We start from the raw sequence: 20,952 nt of genomic DNA on the forward strand, positions 1-20,952 counted from the left end.
GGGCCTTACCGATCGGCGGCAGAATGAAATGCGATATCACGATCCTCGTGGACAATAACGCCGCGCCGGGCTCCGGCTTGCTGCCCGAGCACGGCTTTGCCGCGCTGATCGAGGCCGACGGCCGCCGCTTGCTTTTCGACACCGGCCAGGGTGAAGCCCTGCCCCTCAACGCCGCTCGACTTGGCGTCGACCTGAGCGATCTCGACGCGCTAGTTTTTTCACACGGCCATTACGACCACACGGGTGGCGGCTTGGCGGTTTTGTCACAACAAACGAAGCCTTTGCCCGTATTTTACGGAAGCGGTGCGTTCGTGCCGGATCTATCGCCGCGCCTGCACGGCACCGGGTCGCGGGGCATTCAGTACTCAACCGAAGCCGCGTCGGGCTACGGCGCTCAGTTGCGCGAATTGGACAAGCCGCACCGGTTCACCGACCGCCTTCTGATCACCGGGCCGATCCCGCGCGCGCCGGGCGGTTCCACCGCGGCGCCGGAGGAGCAGGCGCTGGCGATCATTCTGGACGAGGGGTTGGTGATTGTTTCCGGCTGCGCGCATGCCGGGGTCAGCGAGACCATCGCCTATGTATGCGAAGTGACGGGGGTCGAGCGGGTTCGCGCCTTCGTGGGCGGCACGCATATCGGTGGTTACGAGCCCGGTAAGGTGGAGCGTCTCGTGCGGGAATTCGCCGCGTGGCCGGTATCGGAATGGGTCGTCGGCCACTGTACCGGCGCAAGCGGTTTGGAAGCATTTTTGGCGGTGATGCCCGATCGGACGCGACCGCTGGCGGCGGGATCGCGGTTTTCCTTCGGCGTCCCGTTACACGGTTCTTGAGGATTTCGCTCGGACTATCGAAATGCGAAAAACGACTGTTTTCCTTGACTTTAGGTACGGCGGTTTTTTAGTATTCCTAGCGGTTTGAGATTGGAGGATCAGAATGACGATTAAACGGCGACCGGTCAGCGAGCCGAAAGTTTTGAACGAAGCCTATCAGTACAGCGATCCCGTTCCCTTTTCGCGCGCCTTTCGCCTCGACATCAAGGGCGTGACAGTGCTGCTTATCTCGGGCACGGCGAGTGTCGACGAAAAGGGCGACACGATTCACATGGGCGACATTGAGGCGCAAACCAAGCGCATGTTGGAGAATGTCACCGCGCTGCTCGCTCGCGAAAACGCGACCTGGCACGATGTGGTGCGCACGACCTTCTACCACCGCGATATCGACCGCGACTACCAAGACGTCAGCCGGATTCGCACCGAATTTTTCCAGGAAATCGGCTTGCAGCAGTACCCGGCCAGCACCGGTATTGAAGCGAAATTGTGCCGCTCGGATTTGCTGATTGAAATGGAAGCCATCGCCATCTACGAAAGCGACGCCGAAAAATAGCCGCGCGCTATTCCTCGGCCCCGCTCCGCCAGGCCTGCAGTCGACCCATCGCTTTGTGGAAGACTTTCATGCCCACGCCCGCGGTGAGCGGCAAGCCCATGAGCAGCGGCCACAAGTACTCGAAAAAGGAATACGCCAAACCCGCCGCCACAGCGACATCCCTGCCCGCCACCGGCGCAAGCAGCAGCAACGCCACGCCCTCGCGCGTGCCGGTGCCCGCAAAGGAAATCGGCAGGGCGGCGGCGAGGATCATCAACTGCACGTAAGCGATAAGCTGCCCGAGCGGCAGTTCAATACCTAGATCCCGAAACAGCAGGTAGCACACCACGATTTCCGAAGCCTGGAAGACAATCGTGTACGCCAGCAGCTTGAGTTTGGCCAGGGGCGACAAGCGTTCAAACGCCGAGAGCAGGGCCAGCATCACGCGCCCCGGCGTGCGACCGAATTCTTTGGCGATGCCGATAAACAGGCGGCGGCCCCACTTGGTTTCCAGAACAAAGAAGGCCCCTAAAACGGCAATGGTGAAGCCGGCGACCCAACGCAGAAAATTCAGATGCGTGGGCGCGCCGGCCAGTACGCCGACGGCCAGCAGGAGAAAGGTGGCCAACAAGGTCAAGTATTTGTTGTAGATCTGGGTGCTGATGGTCGGGCCAATCGGGATGTCGGCATAGCCCGCGAGCATCGCGCCGGCGGCTAATTCGCCGGTTTGATTGGGCAGCAACAAGCGGAAGGGTCCGGTCGCCACAAATACGCGGACGATCGTACCCAGGCGCGGTGTGATATCCAGGTGGCGCAGGGCCATACGCCAGCGGTCGGCGTACACCAAGGCATTGAAAAAGGTCGAAAGCGCCAGCGCCGCAAGGATCGTTTCCAACCGCAATTGCCGCAGGCGGCTGAGGATGTCGCCCACGGGCACGAAGAAGAACACCGCGCCCAAAAGCAGGGCCGTCGACAGACCCAGCCATAAGATGCGCCACGCCTTTGGGCGCGGATCGAGTGCGGCGGCTGGATCGGTCATTTCGTCTCTTTCTTGTAAAGGCGTTTCCTTTGTATCACAATCCGCCCATGCAATTCCGCAAACGGATCGTGCTTTGGCTGGTGGTGGCCACGCTGCTGTATGGGATCGCGTTGTTCGTGCACCCGCAGGGTATACGCAGCGGCGACGACTACCGCGACAACGACTGGCTCAGCGTGCTGTTTTTCCGCGCTTGGCTGCATCAAAGCGTACACGAATACGGCGCGTTCCCGCTTTGGTGCCCCTTCGTGGGCGGCGGTTATCCGACCATCCAACACCCTTCGGACGATTCGCTGACGCCCTTTGCCGCACCGGTTCTACTGTTCGGCGAGGTGATCGGCGTCAAGATCAATCTGCTGGTGCTGCTGCTGTGCGGCGTGCTGGGCATGTACGGGCTCGCGCGCACCGGGCCGCGCCTCGGTCGACCGGGAGCGACGTTTGCCGCCGCAGCCTACCTGGCGGCGGGCTGGTTCCCGTCGATGATGCTCGTCGGGTTTTACAACCTGGCCATGTTCCATTTGATTCCCGGGGTGCTGGCGCTGTGGCATCGCGCCCTCGACGACCGCCGTTTCGCGCTGCCGGCCGGGGTCGCGCTGGCGATATTCGGCTGCGTGGCCGGGTCGGGACTGCTCACCGCCGCACTGTTTCTGCTTCTGCTCACCGTGGCGGTGAGTTGGCAACGTCGCGACGATGGGAAGCGCCTCGCGTGGCGCCCGTGGCTCGCGCTGGCGATCGTGGCGGTGGTCGCGGGCGGCGTCGGGGCCGTGAAATTCGGCGGCCTTGTTCAACTCACGCGGCAGGCGCACTACGCCCACGGCGACAAGGCGGACTACGAGTACGACCAGCTTAAAACCGAAGACGCCTTTTACGAAAACCTCGGACACTTCGCCAAAAGCGCCGCCCTGGCGGCCCCGCGTCGCGTCGCATACCGCGGCGGGCAACCGGCGGTGGCGGAATACTCGTGGCTGGGTTTGCCTTGGGCGGTGTTGGGGCTGTTTTTCCTGGGCGCGTGGTGGGGACGCCGTCGATTGTGGCCGTATTTGGCGGCGGGCGGCGTGTTTCTCGTGCTCTGTTTCGGGCCGCATTCGCCGCTGGACCTATACCGCGTCTTGATCTGGCCGTGGCCCCCGCTGCGGGCGATTTCGCAATTCTACAAGTACGCTAACTACTTCCTGGTATTGACCGCGCTCTTGGCCGCCGGGGCGGCCATCGACACGTTGGCCGAACGCTTCGCAGGACGCCGCGCGCGACGGTGGGTCATTCCGGCGCTGTTTGCCTCGCTGCTGCCCTTCGCGGTGTGGCATGCGTCGCTGTTGACTACGCGGCTGGCCGAACCACCGCGCGTCGTCGAAGCCGCCGAGTCGTTCTACCAGGTGCGGGCCACGAACGATCCCCTGCCCGCCGCCGACGGGATCACCTACCGCGAACTCGTGCGCCGGCCGGAGCTGATGGAATACTTCAACCTGCGGCGCGGCGTGGGAACGATCGATTGGTACGCGGATTTGTACCTGCCCGAAAGCGCGCGACCGCGAATGCTGATCGATCCGCAAAACGGCGCTGTCACGACCGATCCGGATTATCGCGGCGAGGCGTGGTTCGACAGCCCGGTCAACCGCGTCGGCAATTTCCACGTCGGTGCGAACTCCGTCACGGCTAGCGTGGCCGTGGCCGAACCCGGTCGCCTCACGATCAACCTGAACCACTTGCCGGGTTGGCGTTGCGACCGCGGGGAAATTCTCGACCGTGACGGGCTCATGTCGCTGGATCTCACCGAGGCCGGCGAATACGACGTGCGCCTGCGCTACCGCCCGCCTTTCTTCTTCCTGTGGTTGGTCGTGTCGCTGATTTCGCTGGTGGCGTGCGCCGCGGCGTGGATGGTGATGAGCCGCAGACGCGCTCAGAGTTGATTTAAGTCGATCTCGTAGATGCCGCAGGCGCAGCCGGTGTACGCCTTGCCCCGCGCCGCATCGACGTGCACGGATTTCATATACCCGCCCAGGTGCGTTTCGAGAACGCGCTCGCCGTCGTCGATGCGAAAGACGCTCAAGCGGCCATCGTACATGTTGCCGACTACAACCAAGCGGCGCGACTCGTCGATGGCAATCGGACGCGCGCCGAAGCCGACTCGCCAGGTATCCAACACGGCAAGCGAGAGAGCGTCGACCACCCACACGCGGCCGGTGGGCAGGTGCGGCACGAACAGGCGGCGGGTTTTTGCGTCATAGGCCATATCCCAACTGCGGGTGCCGATGCGCAGCGCGCCGATTTCCGTTTGTGACGACAGGTCGCGGGCGCGCAAATAGGGATCGGTCCATAAGCCGAGCGAGTACATGCGGTCGATTTCCGGCGCGACAAGGATGCGGTTGGTCTCCGCCCCCGGCCATTGAAAGCGCTCCTGAGCCGCAAGCGTTTCTTCGTCGAGCACGAATATCCGATCTTCGAATTCGGTGGAGACGTACACCCGCCCTCGGCCGTCGGTGACAAAATCCGAGATCCCGGTGTGCGGCACGGAGTCGACGTAGCCGGTCACGCGGCCGCTTTGGTCGAGGACGGCGATGCGGTTTTCCGCTTCGTCGTCGGACACGGCCAGCAGCAACAAAAAGCGCTCGCCGCCCTCCAGAGGCAGCAAGGTTTCGGGCTCGATCCACGAAAACAACCGCCGCGCCCCGCCCGTGTCGGCCGTGTCGAGCAACGTGCGCGACTCGCCGGTCGCCACCGCCACGCCAAGCACACGCCGCGGTTCACGCAAGGCGGCCAATAAGAATTCGCCATCGGCGCCGAGGGCCAAGTCGAAAACGCCGGACGCCGGGGACAGCCGCCGCACGGCGGGGTGATCCGGTTCGTGACAGCGCCACACGCGCATGCCGTAGTGCGCCACGAGGGTCACGGTCGCCAGCAGGGCGATCAGCAGGAGGCTGGAGAATAAGCGTCGCGGTGCGGGGCGCAGCGGCAGGGGCCACGGCAATCCGGCGGCGTGCCACGTCATGCCCAAGGACACCGCCGTTGCGACGGCGATGGCCGGAACGGCGAGGAAGGTCGGTAACCACGCGAAGACCAGCGCGGCCAAGGCGGGCACGAACAAAAGTCGGCGTCGCGCCAAATCGCCCGGCAGCCACGGCAGCCAGAGCGCCCAAAGCCCGATCGTCAGCAGGAGCATCACCGTCCGGTAAGCCGTGGGGCTGCCGACCGACAGCGCCGCCATGACCGACGCGGTCGCATGCACCCACGGTGTGGCCAGGTGTCCGGCGACCATGCCGACAAAGAGGTAAATCGCCAAGAACAGGAATAGGTAGGCGAACGGCGGTTCGGGCGCAGGGGGATTCGCTTTCGCGAGGCCGAAGCGCTTGGCGAGCGCCGCCGCGCCGAAGCCCACAACCAGGAGGAGCACAAAAAGCCATCCCTGGTTGAGCGCCGCGAAGGCAATGACGTAGACCTGCCCAATCAGCGCAAGCACGAAAAGCACCGCCCAGAGGATCTCCACTGCGACGCGAAGCGGTCGGGCGGCGCTGGCGAGTGGTCGGCGCACGGCGTGCAGAGTAATCGCCGCAGCGAGGCAGAGGCCGGCGATGAGGAGAATCGTGGTGCTGGATTCCACGAAATAGAAAAGCGCTTCGAGCAGGAAATAGAACAACGACGCCAAGGGCTCGGTCAGCCCGGAGCCGCGGCCGGTGAGCATGCCGCCGAGCACGAGCAGCCCGGCGATGCCCACGGCGCCGGTGCATACCCAGGAGCCAAGCCCGGCGGGGCGTGAGTCGTTCTGATTGAGGGAGGCCATGGACGGATTGTGACAGAGATCGCGCCGCGCTTCAATTTGTACGCCTTGCCGGTCCGGAGCGCGTCGATTAACATTCGGATCATGAAGCTTGTCATGCGAGCGCGAGTGGCGGTGATCGGCGCCGGCTATTGGGGCCCAAATCTCATTCGCAACCTATACGCGGTGGACCCCGATTGCGTGAGCTTCATCTGCGACCGCAATCAGACGCGCCTGGACCACCTGCGGGAACACTACCCGACGCTGCGCATGACCACGTCCATCGACGAAGTTCTGGCCGATGCCGACACCGATGCCGTGATGCTCGCCCTGCCGCCGGTGTTGCACCACGACACGGCGCTGCGGGCGCTGGAGGCGGGCAAGCACCTGTTCGTCGAGAAGCCCCTGGCGCTAAGCGTGGAAGAGGCAGCGGAGGTCGTCGACGCGGCGGTGCGGGCGCGGCGGCAATTGATGGTCGGGTTGGTGTACCGCTTCAACCCGATGATCGACCGCATTCTGGACGTAATCGACGCGGGCTGGTTGGGGGAAATCACGCGGGTGTACTCGCGGCGCACGAACCTGAACCTCCGCGAGAAAAACAGCAACATCATTTGGATGCTCGCCCCGCACGACGTGAGCATTTTGCGGCACTGGTTCGGCCACACCCCGCGTGTGGAAAGCGTGACGGCGCAGCGCATCGAGCACGAGGATTTCGAGGATCAGGCGCAGGTTCGCTTGACCGTGGGTGGCGTACGGGCCGACCTATACATGTCGTGGCTGGACCCGGTAAAGACGCGGCGGATCGTCGTCATCGGCACGCAGGGGCTGCTCGTGTACGACGAAACGCATTCGGCGACAGCCATCAAGTTGTACCGAAATCCTACGCCGGGACGCGAGCTGGATTACCCGATCGATCAACTGGAAATGATGGTGCGCGGGCTCGGCGCGCCCTTCACGGCCGTACATGGCGACCAAACGCCCATCGAGCCGCTCGCTCACGAGGTGCAGCATTTTCTATCCTGCCTGCGAACAGGCAACGCCCCGCTGACCAACGGTCGCGAGGCGCTGGAAGTTACACAGGTGATTCAAACCATCATGGAGCGACTGCGCGGCACGACTCACGCCGCCTAGAACGCGCTCCTCTCAGCAGCCGCACGATCCTTCGTCATCGTCATCGTCGCCGCCGGCCGGGCCGCCGCCATCGTCGTCGTCGGTATCGGTGGTGTCGTCGTCGCTCGTATCATCGTCGGCGGTGGTGTCGTCATCGGCGGTGGTGTCGTCGTCGACCGTGTCGTCATCGGTGGCGGGCACGATGTTGACGGTGACTTCGTCGGGTCCGCCGTCGTACATGCCGTCGTTGACCATGAGCGAGAACGTGGCCGTGCCGACCAACTCACCCACAAACGCCGGTTTTTCGGCGGTGGAAGAATCCAGCGGCAGGTCCACGCCGTCGGTTTGCGTCCATTGGTAGAAGAGCCAATCGCCATCGGGGTCGGTGCTGGCGGAGCCGTCCAGCGAGCCTGCCTGCCCGACTTCCACGGTGACATCGTCGCCCGCGTTGGCGGTCGGCGCGGCGTTCGTGCCTTCATACTTGAGCAAATTCAGGTGCAGGCCCACGGTGTAGGCCGACGTGTTATCGACCCAATCGAAAGCGAACTGCCCGGCGTTTTGGGGCAGCATGGATTCTTCAAGGTGCCACTGGGCGCCGCCGTCGAAGGTGTAGAACAGAACCGGGACGTAGGTCATGATTTTCGCGCCGTATCCCCACATAAAGCCGAAACCGGGGTTGATGAAACTGATGCCCTCGGGCGCCCATCCGTTGTAGATGCCGGGGATCTCGGCCGGGAAGTTCTGCAAGTACTGCTGCCAGGACTCGCCGCCGTCTTCGGTGACGTAGAATTTGGAGTAAACCACGCCGGAATGGGCCTCGCTCCCCACGATAAAGCCCTTTTGCGAGTCGATGAAAAACACGTGGCCGTAGCCTTCGCTGGAGCTTTGTTTAAGGATCTCCCAGGTCATGCCGCCGTCGGTGGTATGCAGCACCGCGCCGCTGATAAAAGGCTTATCCTCGCCCTTGGTCAGTTGTTCGCGTCGATACAGCGAGTCCACGCCCATGCGCATGCGGTGCATCTGCCAGTTGATCAACGCCTCGCCTTCCAGCGCCTCACGCTTTTCGGGTTCATCTTCCTGCCACTGGCCGATCGCCAGCCAGCCCTCGTTCTCGTTGAGGAAATGAATGTAGTTGATATACATCTCGCCAGCGTAGAGCGGCGGCATGGTTTCCCACGTGTAACCGCCGTCCGTGGTCTTGATGAAGTAGCTGTCCAATCCGCCCGCGAAGCCCTGGGTCTCGTCGAGCATAAAGATGTGCTGCACCGTGCCGAAACCGTCGTCGGGCGGCGTGTCGGCCATTTGGAAGGTCTCGCCGCCGTCGTCGGTGTACCAAATATTCGGCTGCAAGGTGGCGGAGCACGCAATCATGCAGGCCATTTGCGAGATGGGATCGGGCTTGAATTGACCGGGGCAATCGGGATTGATGCCCGAGCCGCCGAATAAACCGAACTCAGGCGTAAGCATTGTCACCCAAGTGCGCGCTTCGGTGATACGAATCATTTCGCACATGGTTTCCGGCGTCATATTCAACACGACCTCGTAGATCGATTCCATGGTCGCGCCGCCGTCGGTGGTGCGGAAGATGAACTTGTACGTGTCGAGGTGATTCGTCCAGCCGCCGACCATAAAAGCCGTGTCGGCATCGGGCGCCGATACGCTGATCAACGCCTGGTTGTATTCGGCTTCGGTGTGCTTCACCGTCCAGGATCCGTATTCCGCCACGGCCGGCGCCGCGGCCAGCAGCACGACGAGGATGGCCAGAACAAAGGTGTACCCTTTCATTGCTAATTCCTTTCTTCCCTTCAGTCAGTCGACTTCAGGAATACGTTCCAACCGAGCGTAGCGCAGCGCGCCCTGGGTGTGATCGAAGAACAACATGGTCGGCATATCGTTCGGCGCAACTTTCAGGTACACGTTGCCGCCGAACTGATCGCCTTCGAAGACATCCTCGAAACGCCACAAGATATTGTTGGTTTCCCACGCCACCCGCGGAGAGCCGGTCAGCGCGTTCGTATAGCCGATCCAAATCGTCCCGTCCGAAGCAGTGTCGGCGGTAACCGGGCCGGCGGGCGCGACGTTGAAATCGGGCAGATCGTAGTAGCCCCAATAGCTGCCGCCCCATTCGGCGACCATGAGTATCGGCACGCCCTCGGTGATGAAAAAGCCCTTCAACATCTCGTCGATCGTCCAGGTGACCGCGACGAATTCCTTCTGCAACTCAAGCTCGTTACCCCAGTAGAGCTGATTGTAATTCCAGCCGTAGAAGGGATGGTACCAGCCGATGTACATCGCGTCGTAGCCCATATCCTTGCCGGTGGGCGGTTCGGAATCCCAATCGGGCCAGGCGAAAACCGGGAAGCCGAGGGTGTTCATCTTGGTGTCGAAGGCGTAACCGAAACCGCCGGCGCCCCCGGAATCAAAGACCTTGTCGAGGTACCAGCCGTTGTCTTCACTGTAGTGGCTGAGGTAATACGCGTTCTTCTTATAGCAATAGATTTCCGCCTCGTCGTTTTTGTTGAAGAGCATCTTGGCGTACATGCCCACGTCGCCCTGATCGTCGATCGTCATCGTGGTCCAACTGCCGCCGGGTTCCTTGAAGGCAGCGCGAATGTCGCCATCGGTCTTGGCATAGTAGGCGATGCCGATACGTCCGTCGGCGGCCACGTTGATGTTCGCGTAACGCCCCGGATCACCAGCGCCGTCGATTATGGTTTGCTGCCATGCTTTGCCCGGCCCCTGCCGCGTGGCGAAGGACAGGTTTTGCTCCATCGGCTTGTAGAACGCGACCAACGGTGCACCATCGGCGTCGTAGGCCAGCGAATAGAAGCGCGAGTTAGCACCGGCCGGGAATTCGTCGAGAATCGTATCGATGTGCCAAATGTCGCAGCCGTCGTCCGCCACGGTATCGCAGTCTTGGTCGATGCCGTCGCCGCAGATTTCCTCCGCGCCCGGATAGATCGCATCGTTGCCGTCGTCACAGTCCTCGCCGCCGCACGCTTCGTCGGTAAATCCGTCGCTGTCGGCATCGGGACACGCGGTGTCGTCGTCGCCCGCCGTGTCGTCGTCGTCGGACGCGGTGTCGTCGTCGGCGGCGTCATCATCGCCGGCTGCGGCGTCGTCATCGGCGGCCGCGTCGTTGTCGTCGTCATCGCCGCCATCGGAACAGCCGATCAGCGCGAAAAGCGCGAGTATCACGACAAGCCAGAGACCGAATTTTGATCGTTTCATCGTCCCAGCTCCTTTGCGGTGCTGTTTACCAGCCCAATGTGAATTCGACGTCGTCGACAACGTTATTTAGGTTGGACATCCAGTTGCCGCCATACGATCTCATTTCGAAGTGCAGAACGATTTGCTGTCCCGCGATGGCGTCGATTTGCTCCGGCGTCAGATCGATGACGATGTATTCAAAGCTACTCATGAACACGTAGTCTTCGAACGGTTGTTCGTACAACACCGCCAACGTCTGCGTGTTAAGCGAATCTTTCAGGCGCACGGTAAGGCCGCCGTCGGTGGGCGATCCCACGCTGAAAGGCTTGTTCCAAAACGCGAGGCGCGCGGCCATCAGACCGGCGGGTGTCGGGAAAAGTTGGCCAATCCATTCGGTGATATCTTTGCGGCCGCCCAGCCAGCAGGCAAAGTCGCCGCCGTGCGGGATTATGTCGTCGCGTCCGTACACGATGCCACCTTCCCAGTCGCCGACCCAGGGTGCGATTTCGCCGGTCTCGAAATCGCCGTTATCCAGAACCTGTTGTTGGTTGGTGGGGGTATCGTCGTCATCGTCGTCATCATCGTCGCCGCCGGTGTCATCGTCGCCGCCGGTATCGTCGTCGCCGCCGGTATCGTCGTCGCCGCCGGTGTCGTCATCGCCGCCGGTGTCATCGTCGGCGGCCGTGTCGTCGTCGGTGGCGTCATCGTCGGTGGCATCGTCGTCGGTGGCGTCATCGTCGGTGGCGTCGTCGTCGGCGTCGACATCGTTGTCGTCGTCATCGTCGTCGCCGCAAGCTCCGACGATCGCAAACGCGAATAGAAAGGAAACCAAAACCGCGGTTAACAGGAAATAACGAAGCCTTTGCATAGCGAAACCCTCCCCAAGAGCAATGCAAACGTCCTTTTTTCGGCTGAACCTAGATGTCTATATTTTCTCATTGAAGGACAACCGCGAACGAATGTCAACACAAGGAAAAAAGTTGGCGGCCGGTTGCCTTGGGTGACGAGCGCTATTTTTGGGGTTTGTTTCGACGCAAAAATGCGACCAGGGTTTCCTGAAACTCCGGCCGGGTTGGGGCACGGACGTGGTCGGCGCCGGCGATAACCGTCAAATCATATTTGGGTACCCGCCCAACCATCGCTTCGGCGCCGGGGCGCAGGATGTCTTCTCCCCCGACGATGCCGCATATGGGCACTTGGATGCTCCGCAAGTGCGCTTCGCTTACGGCCAGCTCCGTCAAACTGCCGATCAACGCCACCATCGCGTCTTTATCGGCCAGGTAGCCGGTCATCAGTTTCACCCAGGTTCGATGGACCAAGCTCGGCCGGCGGTCTTCGCCGAAGGCCTGGGCGATCGGCCCCACCGCCTTTCCGGACTGGAGAGCCGCGGCAAATCGGTCCAGTTCCCCCAAGAAGTGGCTGGCCTCGGGATTCTCCCAGCCAGCGCCCAACACCGCGACCGAAAGCAGACGCTCGGGATGGGTGGTAGCCAGCTTCAACGCGACAAAACCGCCCAAAGAATAACCAACCACGTGGGCTCGCTCGATATCCAATAAATCCATCAGGCGCAGTACGTCTTCGACTAATTGCATTCCATAGGCGGCGGCGGTGCGGGGTTTGTCGCTCAGGCCGTGACCGCGTAAGTCCAAGGCAACCACGTGAAATTCCTTGGCGAGCCGAGGCGAAATACCGGACAACCGCCAATTGAGATCTGCGTTGACTGCGAAGCCGTGCAAGAGGATTACCGGCGGGCCCTCGCCTTCTTCCGTGTAATGCAGGCGGATGCCGTCTGAAACAAAGTAGCTTCCTTCCACGCGGTGCAAAAGCATGTAGGCGGCCGTGGCGGCCACGACACTCAACACAGCGACCAACGCGAAGACGACGCCAAGAGCGATTTTGCGGCTTTTCCTCACGGCCCGACCCCACCTTTTCGCGTTTCGTGCCACGACTTCCTTCGGCTCGCCCAGGCGTGGCCCATGTTTTTCATATAAACGTGCTGGTTACACGGGCTTTATATCATGAAGCCAAAATTCGCGGACAATGGTGGGTTTTCGTTATCTGGTCGTTTGTTCGTGTTCCAATTCCTGGGCGCGCAATTCCAAAGCCGGCGCGACCCGCTGGCTCATCAAGCTGCCCACCGACCGCACGCGGTTCAGCTTCTGATTCAATTCCATTTGTCGCGCTTTGGTCTCCGCTTGGATCTGTGCCGCCTCGGCAGTCGTCTTGCGGCGGACCTGCTTTTGGATGTCATCTCCCCAGTGCGCGAAGCGGCGTGATTCATCCATGAAATAAGTCAGCACGAGCCGTTCCAGATGGCCACGGAAACTCGACAGCAGCGTGCCGATGTGGCGGCGCAGATCGTTTTTTAGCCGTGCGTGTTCGGCATCGGTCATTTTTTTGATGGCTTCTTGTTTCTGACTTCTGGCCCAAAGAATGACGAAGAATACGATGACAGGTAGTAGTCCGGCCATCAGCAGCTTCCGCGGCAACGTCATACTGGTTCCCGAAAGAGCGAAATAACTGCCGGCGGCAACATAGGGGCCGACGATGATGCTGATGCCGATCATCGCCTGGCGGACTGAGCGGAACACCTGCCCGAGCATCTTGGGGGCCTTGATTTCGGTGCGCAGTGTATCCAACTGCAATTGTGGTTTGCTCGGCAACGTGGTGACGAGTTCGAAATCAAACGCGGTAGCCTCGTTTTGGTTGGCCAGCCGGTCGATTTTACGCATCAACGCGGGCGACTCACCGGGTACGAAGCGCGGCAAGTCTTCCCGAACCTGCGATTGCCAATGCGCCATTATCTCGTCGAAGTACTGCTGAATGCGGTCCTTCAATTCCGCAGGCAGCGTCAACTCCGTCACGCCGCCGCGGCGTATTTCCTCCAGCGTGAATTCGTCGAAAGCGCCGGCAAAGGCGTTGATAATTTGCTCTTCTTGTTTGGCCAGACGGCCGCGATTCCCGCTCCAATAGTTGATGGATTTGTCGATTTCGCTTTTCATCTGCCGGAGCAGAACATCGACGTCGCGCGACTGAGCGCGGGATTCCTGCAGTTGCGCGCCGGTTAGACTGGAAACTTCGGTCGCAAGGCGGGCCGATTCATTTTCCAGCTCGTCCATCGCGCCGTGAACCAGTTCAATGGCTTCGCGGTACAGAGCGAGCCAATCGGGGCTTTCCTCGCGGCGCATCTCCAAGGCTCGGCCGTAGAGCAGCCCGAACGCCTGTCGCCGCTCATCCGACCACAGCGGCTCGTTGGCGTACTTGGTCATCAGGATGAATTCGGAGATGGGATCGTGCGTTCGAATCATGGTTGCTTATCCCTCTTGCGTATCATGTCGACCCTGCTCGCTTTCCGCAAACAACGACCGTGACAGGCATAATCGCCTAGAAATCGGGATCTGAACCGGAGTCGCCCGAATCCGAACCGCCGGAACCAGCCGCGGCAGCGGCGGCGGCGCATGCCTGGGCGCGGGCGGCAGCGGCACACGCGGCTTCGGCGGCGGCCTGCGCGGCGGCGGCGGCGGCTTCAGCTTCCGCGGCGGCGGCTTCGGCGGCCGAAGCTTCCGATTCGGCGTCGGCGCGCGATGACGCGGCGTCGGCCAAGGCATCGGAAGCGTCGGAGGCGGCTTGTTGGGCCATTTGCGCTTCTGCTTCGGCTTCGGTGCGCGCGGCGCGGGCCGCTTCGAGTTCGGCTTCGGCTTGGCCGCGCGCGGATTCCGCGTCGGCCAATTCCTGCTCGGCCTGTTGCCTGGCCTCTTCAGCCTGATCCTTCTCCCGTTCGGCTTGCTCGCGCGCCTCCTCGGCTTGATCGCGTTCCTCTTGGGTTTGCTCGCGGTCTTTTTCGGCTTCCTCCTTGAGTTCGCCGGTCTCTTCCCGATCTTCTTTGGTTTCGTCTTTGAGTTGGTCGGTTTGTTCGCGGTCTTCTTTGGACTCATCCTTTAGATCGCCGGTTTCCTCACGATCACCGCGGGTTTCGTCTTTGAGGTCACCCGTTTCTGTGCGGTCATCCCTGGTTTCATCTTTTAGATCGCCGGTTTCGATCCGGTCCTCGCGAGTTTCGTCTTTGAGATCGGCGGCTTCGCCCCGGTCATCGCGAGTCTCGTCTTTGAGATCGGCGGCTTCGCCCCGGTCATCGCGAGTTTCGTCTTTGAGATCGGCGGCTTCGCCCCGGTCATCGCGAGTCTCGTCTTTGAGGTCGCCCGTTTCCGAGCGGTCGTCGCGGGTTTCCTCCTTCAAGTCGCCGGTTTCGGAGCGGTCCTCGCGGGTTTCCCCTTTCAAGTCGCCGGTTTCGGTGCGGTCCTCGCGGGTTTCCTCTTTCAAGTCGCCGGTTTCGGTGCGGTCCTCGCGGGTTTCCTCTTTTAGATCGCCGGTTTCTTCCCGGTCGCCGCGGGCTTCCTCCTTTAGGTCGCCGGTTTCTTCCCGATCGCCGCGGGTTTCCTCTTTTAGATCGCCGGTTTCTTCCCGGTCGTCCCGAGACTCGTCTTTGAGGTCGCCGATATCGCCGCGATCGTCCTGCGATTCGTCGAGTTGGTCGGCAATCTCGTCCCGATCGTCTTGCGATTCATCCAATCGGTCGCCAATCTCGTCGCGATCGTCTTGCGATTCATCCAACCGGTCGGCGACCTCGTCGCGATCGTCTTGCGATTCGTCCAGCCGGTCGGCGACCTCGTCACGGTCGTCTTGTGATTCGTCCAGCCGGTCGGCGATATCGTCGCGGTCGTCTTGTGATTCGTCCAGCCGGTCGGCGATTTCGTCGCGATCGTCTTGCGATTCATCCGCCCGGTCGGCGATATCGTCGCGGTCGTCTTGTGATTCGTCCAGCCGGTCGGCGATTTCGTCACGTGCATCGCCGGTCTCGTCACGCATGCCGTCCATCTCGTCGCGCATCGACTGTCCGTCGTCGACGCCCGTCTGAATCTCATCCAACCCGGCTTCGATGTCGCCTTTGATGCCGTCCATCTCGTCGACCTGCACCCGGCCGTCGTCCACGCCCGCCTGCACATCGGCCACCCCGGCATCGATGTCGCCTTTGATGCCGTCCATCTCGTCCGCCTGCGACCGGCCGTCGTCCACGCCCGCCTGCGCATCGGCCACCCCGGCATCGATGTCGCCCTTGATGCCGTCCATCTCGTCCGCCTGCGACCGGCCGTCGTCCACGCCCGCCTGCGCATCGCCCACCCCAGCTTCGATGTCGCCTTTGATGCCGTCCATCTCGTCGGCCTGCACCCGGCCGTCGTCCACGCCCGCCTGCGCATCGCCCACCCCGGCTTCGATGTCGCCTTTGATGCCGTCCATCTCGCCGGCCTGCACCCGGCCGTCGTCCACGCCCGCCTGCGCATCGGCCACCCCGGCATCGATGTCGTCCTTGATGCCGTCCATCTCGTCGGCCTGCACCCGGCCGTCGTCCACGCCCGCATGAACATCGGCTGCTTTTTGCTCGACGTCGCTGACGATTTCCCCCGCTACTTCCTGCTTGCCCTTCATGTCGGTGAGAACGTCGTCCATCTGCTCCGATTGGGCGTGAAGATCGGCGCTGGTGTCGGGAGCTTCGCTGCCGCCGTGATCCTGTTCGTCGGGTTTCGGTACATCCGAGTATTGGGGATATTGGCTTTGAACGGCATCGGCGGGTAAGGGTGGCAACTTGGGCCCCTCGGTCTTATCGGCGGCCGCCGGCTCGGAATCCTTCTGCGGGTGGTCCATGGCGTCTTGCGCCATACCCTCTAATATTTGCGCCTTTATGCCGTCTTGATCGAGCGTCGCTCCTTGCATTTCGTCGGCCGGTTTCGGCATATCGATGTTGTCGGCTTGCTGATGATCCTGCAGGTACTCGCCCGTTTTCTGGCGGCCTTCCTGCGTCGTATCGTAGTGTTTGGTTTCAGTTTCAACTTCGACATCGGGGATAATTCCGGCCTTGCCGACAACTTCCGGGCCGTCAGCCCCTAATTTGACTTTCGCCTCGGCGGCAACTTCAACACTACCATCGACCGTGCCACTAACCTGGTTTCCGTTTTCGTCAATGTCTGTGGCGTGAGTGATTCTCGTGCCGATTTTGCCCGCGCTGGCTTTCGCGTATATCTCCATTTTCCCGGAGTTTACCGGGTCGGCCAAATCGACTTCGACGTTGGCTCCCGCCTTAACGCTGGGCGCTTCGTAATATGCCTCCGCTTCGGTGATGCTGCCGTCCTGCCCGATATACATGCCGCGGTAACTCACTCCCCCGAGGCTAACCTCACCGTGCGCGTCGGCACCGAGGTTCGTGTCGGCTTCCTTGCCTTGGGAGATATGGCCGTCGGTCAGTGATACGCCGCCGAGGGTGTCGTCGACTTCGGCCTTGAACTCAATGGTTTCATCCTTGAATTGAATGCCATGAACGAAAAAACCACCGTCGGCCGTACGGGCGACCTTGAGGGAATTGGCCGTTCCGGCAGCCTCTTGCAGAACGCCGGCGAGGCTCAGTTCCGCATTATTCGCGGTGGATAACGTGGAGCTCAGTTGATCGAGAAACGGGTCCAGAGACTCGGGTTGGCCGACGCTCATTTGAAGTTCCTGGGCGAATATTTCCTGCGCAAACTGATACTCTTCTTCTGAATACTTAGCCATGGATAGCCTCCGTTTGCCCGATCAAATCCTGCTACATTCGCTGTTTGGAATGTACCCCGTGCTCCATCCACACGACCGGCCGGCCGCGATCAAATTCTTCATCTCGCTCGCTTGATGTTTTACCAATGAAGATGATATCTATTAGAATATCCTATACCTTGGCATTGTCGTAACGTCAACGACCGTTGGGGTGCGGGTTTTATTGGATGATTTCTTAGGCAGCAACTACTCAATAAGCGGGCACCATGGATCCAAGAATCAGAAGCGAATTGGAACGCCGCCTGGCCGCGGGAGAGATCACCCAAACGGAGTTTGATCGCTTACTCGCCGAAGCGCCTGCGACGCCGATGCCGGCCGGCAGCCAACGCGGCCGCACGACCGCCGGGCTGACCGTCGAGCGCCTGACCGAGGGGCAGGTTTTACGCGACAAGTACGAAGTGGAAAAACTGCTGGGTCGCGGCGGCATGGGCGTGGTGTATCTGGCCACGGACCGCATGCTGCAACGACACGTGGCGCTCAAAGTATTGCCGCAGGAGTTCGCGCAACAACCCGAAGCGGTGGATCGCTTTCGTCGCGAGGCGCTGCTGACAATGGATTTGCATCACGAGAACATCGTGGCGGTCAGCGGCTTCGAAACCGAAGGCGAACTGGCGTTTATCGTGATGGAGTACATCGACGGTCCGACTTTTTCATCGATGCTTAACAAGGTGAAAGGGCCTCTGGAATTGCGCTCGATCCTATCGTGGGGCGCGCAAGCCTGCGCCGGGATGGCCTACGCGCACCGCAAGGGGATTTTGCACCGCGACATCAAGCCGGCGAATTTGATGATCCACGGGCCGGAAGAAGTGCTGAAAATCACCGACTTCGGCTTGGCGATGCAATTGCGCATGCAGCTTACAAAGCTGACCGGCCAGCACCTTTCGGGCACCCCGCTGTATCTGGCGCCGGAAGTGTACATGGGCGCCAAGCCCACGGTGCAGTCGGATGTCTACGCGTTGGCGATGACGCTGTACGAATGCCTCGGGGGCGAGCATCCGTGGATTCACGCCATGGAACTGCGGCATTTGGTTTGCGAGGTCATGCCCGAGCCACTGCCGCGCGTTCCGGATGAGGTCAACCGCGCCCTGCTCAAGGGGCTGGCCAAGGACCCGGCGTTGCGCTTCGCCTCGGCCGACGAATTGGGACGCGCGCTCTGGGCCGCCTGCGAAAAGTGTCCAACCTCCAGCCGCACGCGCACTTATCTGGCGATACCGGATTTTGGCGACGATACCGCGCTGCCCGCCGATACCGGGGTTCCCGACAACGAAGGCACCCGCGTCGTAACCCGGGCGCGAACCACGCAATCCATAGAAGTTGAAGTGCCAACCGAATCCGCGCCCCGGAAGCCGCGCCGGTGGGTCCCAAAAGCGCTTTTCGCGGCGGCGGTGATTGCGGTGGCCGTGCTGGCGTTCGTGTTCGGGCGCGAGAAGCTGTTTCCGTCCAACGCGGGAAAGACGGTGGCGACGCCAACTAGCTCCCAGTTGCAGATGCCGACGGTGCAAGTCCCAGCCGACATGGTAACGGTTGACGCTGGGGTATGCCGCTTGGGCTGCACGATAGGCATCGATTCGTTCTGCAAAGAGCCGTCGGAGACGCCGTTTGTGTTTCTCCCGGCGTTCGCGATCCAGCGGCGCGAGGTTACGGTGGGTGAATACCGGGCGTGCGTGGAAGGTGGACGCTGTACGGCGCCGAGCAAGGCGGCGATGGGTCGGGAGAAGTGCAACTGGCTCGTCGCAAAAGGGGAGCGTGAAAGCCACCCCATGAACTGCGTGACGCTTGAGCAAGCGCGGCAGTATTGCGAAAGCCGCGGCTGGAAATTGCCTTCGGACAACCATTGGGAAGCGGCGGCGCGGGGGCCGAACGGCTATGTGTATCCGTGGGGCAACGGGTTGCCGTCGTGCTCGCTGGCGCGCATGAAAGGTTGCGGCGACGGCACGGCTCCGGCGGGCCAAGCGCGGGCGGGCGACACCGCATCGGGTTTGTCGGACATGTCGGGCAACGTGTACGAATGGACCGACAATGGGCACGTGCGCGGTGGCGGCTGGCAATCGACAGCGAAAACGCTGCGGTCTTCGTGGCGGTATCGGGTCAACGGCGGCGTTGTGGCGCAGGATGTCGGTTTTCGCTGCGCGCTATGGCTCAACAGTTGGCTCGGCGTCATTCCCGGACCGGATGAAGCCGGGCATGGAATCGCGGTGGCGGCGATTTTCGCTTCCGGCGGCGCGGCCGAAGCCGGGGTGCGGCCCGGCGATATCATTACCGAAGTCTCGGGTGTAGCGCTGTCCTCGGCGGCGGATTTGGCCGTGCTGGAGGCCGCGTTGCCGGTGGGCGAGCGGGTTTCGATTTCCCTGCTGCGTGATGGGACGCCTACGACCGTATTGGCCAAATTAATCCAAGCACCGGAGTTTTACGCGCGGCGCAATTTCGCCGATGAGATACTCGAAAAAATGGAAGACCTACTCCTGGGTTTAACCTGGGAAATGCGCGAGTCCATCGACGATGGGCTACCGCTGCCGCCTGGCGTCGGCCGAACGATCAAAACCGTCTTTCCCGAAAGTCCGGCCGCAAAGCTCGGACTCAAGGCCGGTGACGTGCTCTTGGCGGCGGCGGGCCAGGCGTTCAACGAAGGAGGAAATCCGACGTCGTTGTACTTGGAGGAACAGAATCGGAGCAGAGGGCTCACCGTCGCGCGGGACGGCCGCATCGAAACGATCGATGTGGCGCCGGTGGCGTACGATTTCGAGATCCTCAAGACGGTCGTCGGTTTTCGGAGCGTCGTCAAGAATTGTTACGTGAAGAAGGGCGAGGAGGAACCGGCGTTGTATCGCACGAGGCTGTTGATGTCCATCGACGCAGCGGGGCAACTTGACGAATGCGTGCTCGCCAACGTGCCCGACAACAACGTGGCGATCGGTTCGTGCATCTGCAAAGGCTTGAAAACGGTGCAGTACCCGAGGCCGCCGGCGGTGGACCGTGAAACGGGGAACTACCGGTTGTCGGCCGCGTTCAATGTTCCGCAAGCGACCAAGGGAAAATAGAAGTAGGGGGAAACGTCGTGCCCAGATCCAAGCTTCGCGCCGTTTGGCCGATTTTCATCTTGTTCGTGGCCTTTTTGGGCGCCGCCGTAGGGATGGCCGTCGCCGGTGTGGAGCCGGAAACGCCAACCCCGAAACCGGTCAAGAAGAAAACCTATCACGCCGCCGACCCGGCGCAGAAACTATTCGAAAAGGCGACCGCCTTGGTGGAAGAAGGCAAGCGCGAGCAAGCCGTCAAAGGCTTCGAGGGGTTGATCGCCCTGTACCCCGACTCGCCCTACGCCGCCAAAGCGCGAAACTACCTGGCGATTCTGGGCGCCACGGAAAAGCCGGCCCCCGAACCCACGCCGGACCCCAGGTGTCAATGCGAAGGCCAAACCGTCAATTTGGAGGGGGCGTGGAGCTTCGTTTTCAAGTTACAAGATACGTCGCCGGGGGAATATAACGGCCGAGAGTATCCACTGGTAACTCGTATGTATGACGGCAAACAACGTTTTTCACTCGAGCAAAACGGCTGCCTCGTGAAACTTACGCCCGAATCGGGCGAAACGGTCGAAGGCGTCATTTCGCCAAGGGATGGAGGATATTCGGTTACTTTTAATCTGCCGTCTCTGCCTTGTTGGAAGGACTCGGGACGATTCAGTGAAGAATGTGGTCGAGGAAACGTGGCGATATTCATTCTTCAGAGTAGTTCTTTGATGCGGACGACTCAATCTTGGCCTAATCCTTTCATGCGACTTGGCTGCGGGTACACCGCAACACTGGCGAAGGCCTTTAAAGCCGCCCAAAACCTGGAAAAGAAGGAATAG

14 protein-coding genes are annotated in these 20,952 nt (G+C 61.4%); 6 read left to right on the plus strand and 8 right to left on the minus strand.

Annotation, left to right across the window (positions count from 1 at the left end; translation table 11 throughout):
* The first annotated feature begins 23 nt into the window (after positions 1-23).
* Complete coding sequence (locus P9L99_10975; protein MDP8223873.1) at positions 24-830, plus strand: MBL fold metallo-hydrolase; 807 nt, start codon at positions 24-26, stop codon at positions 828-830.
* 103 nt (positions 831-933) lie between these two features.
* A complete protein-coding gene (locus P9L99_10980; protein MDP8223874.1) occupies positions 934-1,383 on the plus strand; it encodes a Rid family hydrolase in 450 nt (149 codons plus the stop codon).
* A 7-nt stretch (positions 1,384-1,390) separates the two neighbouring features.
* Here the strand turns inward: P9L99_10980 and P9L99_10985 are convergent, their stop codons facing one another.
* Positions 1,391-2,401 carry a lysylphosphatidylglycerol synthase transmembrane domain-containing protein gene (locus tag P9L99_10985; protein MDP8223875.1) on the minus strand — a complete coding sequence of 337 codons (1,011 nt, stop codon included), beginning with the start codon at positions 2,399-2,401 and terminating at the stop codon, positions 1,391-1,393.
* A 47-nt stretch (positions 2,402-2,448) separates the two neighbouring features.
* Between P9L99_10985 and P9L99_10990 the strand changes: the two genes are divergently transcribed.
* Positions 2,449-4,305: a hypothetical protein gene (locus P9L99_10990; GenBank protein ID MDP8223876.1), complete on the plus strand. Its 1,857-nt coding sequence runs from the start codon at positions 2,449-2,451 to the stop codon at positions 4,303-4,305.
* Here P9L99_10990 and P9L99_10995 read toward each other — a convergent pair.
* Positions 4,296-6,173 carry a hypothetical protein gene (locus tag P9L99_10995; GenBank protein MDP8223877.1) on the minus strand — a complete coding sequence of 626 codons (1,878 nt, stop codon included), beginning with the start codon at positions 6,171-6,173 and terminating at the stop codon, positions 4,296-4,298. The genes P9L99_10990 and P9L99_10995 overlap by 10 nt on opposite strands.
* Positions 6,174-6,266: 93 nt before the next feature.
* On the opposite strand from P9L99_10995, the gene P9L99_11000 reads away from it, so the two are divergent.
* Positions 6,267-7,280, plus strand: coding sequence for a Gfo/Idh/MocA family oxidoreductase (locus P9L99_11000; GenBank protein MDP8223878.1), 1,014 nt, complete (start codon positions 6,267-6,269; stop codon positions 7,278-7,280).
* A gap of 12 nt (positions 7,281-7,292) precedes the next feature.
* On the opposite strand, the gene P9L99_11005 is transcribed toward P9L99_11000, so the two are convergent.
* The 6 genes from P9L99_11005 to P9L99_11030 all read right to left on the minus strand — a co-directional run bounded on the left by P9L99_11005 (position 7,293) and on the right by P9L99_11030 (position 17,069).
* On the minus strand, positions 7,293-9,044 hold the full coding sequence (locus P9L99_11005) for a PKD domain-containing protein (GenBank protein MDP8223879.1): 1,752 nt from the start codon (positions 9,042-9,044) through the stop codon (positions 7,293-7,295).
* 24 nt (positions 9,045-9,068) lie between these two features.
* On the minus strand, positions 9,069-10,490 hold the full coding sequence (locus P9L99_11010; protein MDP8223880.1) for a putative metal-binding motif-containing protein: 1,422 nt from the start codon (positions 10,488-10,490) through the stop codon (positions 9,069-9,071).
* A 25-nt stretch (positions 10,491-10,515) separates the two neighbouring features.
* Positions 10,516-11,337: a hypothetical protein gene (locus tag P9L99_11015; protein ID MDP8223881.1), complete on the minus strand. Its 822-nt coding sequence runs from the start codon at positions 11,335-11,337 to the stop codon at positions 10,516-10,518.
* 142 nt (positions 11,338-11,479) lie between these two features.
* Positions 11,480-12,382, minus strand: a complete 903-nt coding sequence (locus tag P9L99_11020; protein MDP8223882.1) for an alpha/beta fold hydrolase — start codon at positions 12,380-12,382, stop codon at positions 11,480-11,482.
* Between the two features lie 141 nt (positions 12,383-12,523).
* Positions 12,524-13,777, minus strand: a complete 1,254-nt coding sequence (locus P9L99_11025; GenBank protein ID MDP8223883.1) for a hypothetical protein — start codon at positions 13,775-13,777, stop codon at positions 12,524-12,526.
* A 76-nt stretch (positions 13,778-13,853) separates the two neighbouring features.
* Positions 13,854-17,069: a hypothetical protein gene (locus tag P9L99_11030; protein ID MDP8223884.1), complete on the minus strand. Its 3,216-nt coding sequence runs from the start codon at positions 17,067-17,069 to the stop codon at positions 13,854-13,856.
* A 245-nt stretch (positions 17,070-17,314) separates the two neighbouring features.
* On the opposite strand from P9L99_11030, the gene P9L99_11035 reads away from it, so the two are divergent.
* Complete coding sequence (locus P9L99_11035) at positions 17,315-20,146, plus strand: protein kinase (GenBank protein ID MDP8223885.1); 2,832 nt, start codon at positions 17,315-17,317, stop codon at positions 20,144-20,146.
* A 17-nt stretch (positions 20,147-20,163) separates the two neighbouring features.
* Positions 20,164-20,952, plus strand: coding sequence for a hypothetical protein (locus tag P9L99_11040; protein ID MDP8223886.1), 789 nt, complete (start codon positions 20,164-20,166; stop codon positions 20,950-20,952).

Source organism: Candidatus Lernaella stagnicola, from assembly GCA_030765525.1.
GTDB lineage: Bacteria > Lernaellota > Lernaellaia > Lernaellales > Lernaellaceae > Lernaella > Lernaella stagnicola.